This window comes from Lyngbya sp. CCY1209, from assembly GCF_055795065.1.
Window position 1 is genome coordinate 1 of the sequence record NZ_JAYFER010000569.1, and the last position, 6,045, is coordinate 6,045.

General features: G+C 52.2%; 2 protein-coding genes and 1 pseudogene. 1 reads left to right on the top strand and 2 read right to left on the bottom strand.

The features are described 5' to 3' along the window. Positions 1 to 607: 607 nt before the first annotated feature. Together AC0QHF_RS19930 and phaA are read right to left on the bottom strand one after the other, a co-directional pair. Positions 608 to 1,267, bottom strand: a pseudogene (locus AC0QHF_RS19930) (SDR family NAD(P)-dependent oxidoreductase); the annotation flags it as partial. A gap of 34 nt (positions 1,268 to 1,301) precedes the next feature. After that, complete coding sequence (gene phaA / locus AC0QHF_RS19935; protein ID WP_324705989.1) at positions 1,302 to 2,492, bottom strand: acetyl-CoA acetyltransferase PhaA; 1,191 nt, start codon at positions 2,490 to 2,492, stop codon at positions 1,302 to 1,304. Positions 2,493 to 2,881: 389 nt separating this feature from the next. Here phaA and AC0QHF_RS19940 point away from each other — a divergent pair. Next, positions 2,882 to 6,045, top strand: a 3,164-nt coding sequence (locus AC0QHF_RS19940; protein WP_324705990.1) for a DUF4347 domain-containing protein, incomplete at its 3' end; no start/stop codon positions are given.

Below are 6,045 nucleotides of genomic sequence, written 5' to 3' on the forward strand. Positions count from 1 at the left end.
TGAAACATCGATGTAAAGGTCATTTCAGTTTCCTATTGCCTGTTGCCTATTGCCTATTGCCCTCTAGCAGCGCTTTATAATCAGTTAATTTCCGATTGCTATTATTCGATCATCCCGCCTTGAAATAAATTTCAAGGCTCATAGCCAAAGTCCACTCAAGTGGACTGGAAATTTTTTTTATTCTCTTTTTATTCATTTTAAATGAAAGCAATCATTCCCCAATCCTCTTTAGAGGATTTCTGCTATTAGCTGAGGAATTGATTCCTCAGCGGTTTTGGGGGTAATAGAATCCATCATTCTGCCTTCTTTTTAAAATTATTTTAATAACAACGATTTTTGTTTAATACAGGCAAGATGCCTGTACTACCCATTCAATTATTGGAAATATATATTAACTGATGATCCGAATTTGATATCAATCATTCCCCAATCCTCTTCAGAGGATTTTCGCGATTAGCTGGGGAATTGATTCCCCAGCGATTTTTGAGGGAAATCGGGAGTTAGGAGTCGGGGAAAAATTTGATAATTCCCCCAACCCGATATCTTAAGTGTGGTGGGCGCCGTTCACCCGCAGCACTTCCCCGGTGACATAACTACTCGCAATGGGGGACAGCAAAAACGCCACCGCCCAGGCGATATCCTCCGGTTCCCCGAAGCGGCGGAACGGAATTTCGGCCGTAATTTTATCCCGCACTTTATCCGGGATTTTCTGCGTCATTTCCGTGTTGATAAACCCCGGCGCCACGGCATTTGCCCGCACATTATACCTGGCACACTCCCTCGCCAGAGACTTCATAATCCCGATTACAGCCGCTTTCGTTGCCGAATAATTCGTCTGTCCGGCATTGCCCCGATCGCCCGAAATCGAACTGATCCCGACAATCGATCCCGCCTTCGCCTCGTACATCCCATCCATGAAAGGTTGAATGGTATTCTTCACCCCTTTCAAGTTGACCGCGATCACCTTATCCCAGTCTTCATCGGTCAATTTCGTAAAGAAATTATCCCGCGTAATTCCGGCATTGGCAACCACGCCGTAAACCGTCCCCAACTTCTCCTGAATTTCCTTAGCGGCGGCTTCCATGCTTTCCAACTTGGTGACATCCGCCTTCAACGCCAAAACCCCCTCCGGCGGTTCGCTGTCAATGACATCAATATAGGCGACTTTCGCCCCCAATTCCACCAACAACTTGACGATCGCGGCACCGATACCCCGCGCACCGCCCGTCACCACAACTACCTTATCTTCCAATCCTAAAGAGACCATCTATCTCCTCCTTTAAAACAGCTAAAAAAAACGCTCAAACGCGCTCCAGTGCAAACGCCGTACCGCCACCCGTCCCGTGACACAACGCAGCCAAACCCAAGGTTTTATCCTGCTCTTGGAGGGCGTTGAGCAAGGTGACGACAATGCGAGTTCCCGAGGCGCCGATGGGGTGTCCGAGGGCGATCGCACCCCCATTAACATTCAACTTATCCCGGGAAACCCCCAACATTTTTTCAAAGAGCAGGGTGCTCACCGAAAACGCCTCGTTATTCTCGAATAAATCGAAATCGTCCACCGTCATATTCAGGCGATCGAGCAATTTCTTGCTCGCGTGGATCGGCACTTCCGGGAACCGCCAGCTTTCGCCGCCGGCCCAAGATCCGCCCAGAACCTTGGCGATGGGCGTCAGACCGTATTCTTTCACCGCCGCTTCGCTGGCCAAAATAATCCCCGCCGCCCCGTCGGAAATCTGGGAACTGTTCCCCGCCGTCAACACGCCGTCCTTCTTGAACGCCGGACGCAACTTGGCGAGGCTTTCCGGGGTCGTCTCCGTGCGAATTCCCTCGTCCGCGTCGATGACCTGAGTGCCCTTGCGACTGGTAATTTCGACCGGGGAGATCTCGTTTTTAAAGGTTCCCCGTTCCGTCGCTTCCGCCGCCCGCTTCTGGGAGTGGTAGGCCACATCATCCAACGCTTCGCGGGTGAATCCGTGTTCGGCGGCGAGGCGTTCGGTTTCGTCCCCCATGCCGTCTCCCGTGGTGGAATCCGTCAGGCCGTCATACAGCAGGATATCCGTGAGCTGTTCCGGCGCCCCCATCAGGAATTTGTACCCCCAGCGGGCCCGGTGGGAGAGGAAAAACCCGGTTTGGGACATACATTCGGTCCCCCCCGCCAGCACCAAGTCGGCTTCTCCGGCTTTGATGGTGTAACAGCCGTTGATCAGGCTCATCATCGCCGACGAGCAGACCATATCGATCGCGTACCCGTCCACCGTCGCCGGAATGCCCGCTTTGAGGGCGGCCTGACGGGGGACGAGTTGTCCGTGTCCGGCCCGCAGCACGTTTCCAAAGATATACAGATCCAGGTTTTCGCCGGAAATTCCCGCCTGGGCGATCGCCGATTTCATCGCGTGGGCGCCCAAATCGGCGGGCGAAAGCCCGGACAACCCCCCTCCAAACCGGCCGAGGGGAGTCCGAGTCGCGGAAACAATATAAACTTCTGCCATAACTCCTCCAAAACTAGGAGTTCGATCTTTATTTATCGAATTTTGCAGTTGTACTGTATCACCGGCCCGGGCGGGAAGCGGAATCCGTTAGTTTTTTTTAACGTCCGGGGCGGCGGGGGGGATGATGGCCGTCCGGGGCGGGCGATCGCTCCCGGAATCGCGATCGCCCATTTGACTGAATCAAATTGAATCGAACACGACCGTAAATTTTCGGTTTTGGCCTTCACAAATGTTGACTCAGATCGCCATCTTTTATTTTGTTTTGTAAACAAAATCTGGCTGTTTTCATCAAATATTATTTTTTATAACAAAAAACGGACTTTGAATAGAATTTAAGAAAGAGTGGGATAGCATTGAGTTATCAAGTTTCCCGAAAAAGGTGAATAAAAATGCTTGACTGTCCCTCCCAGATCGCCGGTAAAGCCGACATCCCCGAATCAAATCTTCCCCCTATCTCTCAACTTTTAGTCATCGATCGCTCCGTCACCGACACCCATCTTTTCCGGGACGCACTACTAACAAATATTCCCGTTGCCTTCATCGATCGCCGCCGAGATGGAGTCCGACAAATTACCGATATCTTAACTCACTATTCCCATTTAAACGCCCTTCACATCCTCTCCCACGGCAGTCCGGGAACCCTGCATTTGGGCGACGCCGACTTAAACAGTCGCACCCTGGACCGATATCAGTCCCAACTGCAACGGTGGGGTCGGGCCTTCGGAGAAACGGCCGAAATTCTCATCTACGGCTGCGAAGTCGCCCTCGGCGCCCGGGGGTTCCTGTCCCGCCTCGGTCGGGCGATCGGCGCGAATATTGCCGCGTCTAGCACAAAAATCGGAAATTGTCAACTCGGGGGGAACTGGGAATTAGATATCAAATGGGGAAATATCACCACCCCATTGCCCTTTTCTCGCTCCCAACTGGCCGCCTATCCGGGGGTTTTGGCGACTTACAACGCCAGTACCGTCGATGAATTGATTAATGCGATCGAAACGGCTAATGGAACAACCGAAAACGATGCGATCGAACTGAGTCCGGGAACCTACACCCTCACGGAAGTCAATAATACCGACCCCCCGGACCCTATGGACTTCACCCCCAGCCACGGCTTACCCCTCATCGCCGCCAACCCCGATGGCGGAGCCCTCACCATCAACGGAAACGGAGCCGTCATCGAACGAGATCCCAACGCTCCCGAATTTCGTTTTTTATCCATTCCGTCCAACTCCACATTAACCCTCAATGACCTCACCTTTAAAAATGGAAGTAGTCTGGAGGGTTATGGTGGCGCAATTTACGTCAGCAGCACCCTCGGAAATCTGACAATCAACAACAGTACATTTAACAATAACATTGCCGACAATGGTGGCGCAATTTATCTCTATTATAACAGTATTGCCACCATTAATAACAGTACATTTTCGGGAAACGAGGCGAACAATAATGGAGGTGCGCTTTACAATGCCGGTGGCAATTTTTCGATCACAAACAGCACCTTGACCAAAAATATTGCAGACCGCGACAATAGCAATTTTGATGGTGCAGATCAGGGGGGCGCAATTTATCAAAATGCCGGTACAACCACACTTAAAAATACATTGATTGCCGGTAACATCGACAATTCAGACAATATAAAACATCCCGACATTGCCGAAGGAAACTGGGTAGATGGGGGCAACAACTTAATTGGCGATATTACGGGTGAAACCACCTTGGAAGGGGCATCAGCCTTTACAAATAATTCATTGGTGGGAACCGCAGACGACCCCTTAGACGCCTATTTGGATGTATTGGCAGATAACGGCGGACTCAGCCAAACCCACGCCTTGCTCGGTGGAAGTCCCGCCATCGATGCCGGAAGTAATGACAACGCCACGGGTTTGACCTACGACCAACGGGGAGCAGGATTTGACAGAATTATTAACAACATCGTCGATATCGGCGCTTACGAAGCCACACCCCCGGAAATCGAAGTGTTTGACAGTGAGACAGACATTCTCGACGGCACGACAACCCCGGTCGATTTCGGCGAGTCAGTTGTCGGCACTGGAGTCACCAAAACCTTCACTATTAATAATAGCGGATTCGGAGATTTAACCCTCACCGAACCCCTGTCAATCACCGGAACCGATATCAGCGGCACCGCCACATTTGCCGATACCGTCATTGCTCCCGGAAACAGCACGACCGTTGACGTAACATTGACCGGAAACGGCGTGGGGACGTTAACGGGTGAGATTGCACTCACCAATGATGACAGCGATGAAAATCCCTTCAATTTCCCCATTCAACTGACCATCCCTCCGGGCGAAATTGCAGTCCTCGACGGGACGACAGATATTGCCGACGGCACGACGACCCCGGTCGATTTTGGCGAAGTCGTTATCGGCAGTTCGGTCAGCAAAACCTTCACCATCAATAATACGGGAGGGGGCGATTTAACCCTCACCGAACCCCTGTCAATCACCGGAACCGATATCAGCGGCACCGCCACATTTGCGGATACCGTCATCGCTCCCGGAAACAGCACGACCGTTGACGTGACATTGACCGGAAACGGCGTGGGGACGTTAACGGGTGAGATTGCACTCAGCAATGATGACAGCGATGAAAATCCCTTCAATTTCCCCATTCAACTGATGGCCAGCAGCGTCGAAATTGGCAGCGTTATGGTTCCACCTCCGTTGACGTTCAAGGCGGGGGATAATCTGGACTTTATCGTTAACTTCACGCAACCCGTCACCGTCACCGGGGATGTCACCCTTCCCATCACCTTAGACACCGGAACCGTTGACGCCGCATTGGTCGGAACGGGTTCCTCTTCAAACTTCCACATCTTTCGCTACACCATCGCACCGGGAGATATTGACAATAATAATGGTCTGGAAGTCAACAATGAGTTGGTTTTGGCAAGCGGTGCGGCCATCCAAGATGCCAGCGGAAATGAGGTGACAGGCACCCTCAACAATGTGGGGGATACCACGGGAATCAATATCGATGCCATCGCACCCACCATCACCGGCATCACCCGGCAAAATCCCACCGATGCCAATATTAATAGTGCCGATAGCGTGACCTATGCCGTCACCTTCAGCGAAGCGGTCAAGAATTTGGACACGGGTGATTTTAACCTGAATGCGACCGGGACAGCCGGTGGTGCGATCGCCAGCCTATCTGCTACAACTGGAACAACCGTCAATGTCACCATTAACAACATCAGCGGGGAAGGAGAACTGCGACTCGACACCGCCACCGACCCCACCATCACAGACAATGCCGGGAATAGCTTGACCGAGGCGTTTAATACCGGAGAAACCTACACTCTGGATTCTACCCCACCCGACACCCCAATTATCACCAACGACGGCATCACCAACGACACCACCCCCGACATCACCGGCACCGCCGAACCCGGAAGCACCGTCACTATTTATCAAGACGGAACCGAGCTCGGCACTACCACTGCCGACGACTCCGGCAACTGGAGTTTCACCCCCACCGCCGCCTTAACCGAAGGCACGTTTAGCTTGACGGCTCAAGCTACCGACGC

Coding starts and splice junctions, on each gene's coding strand:
- phaA (WP_324705989.1), bottom strand. CDS start 2,492: ATGGCAGAAGTTTATATTGTTTCCGCGACTCGGACTCCCCTCGGCCGG.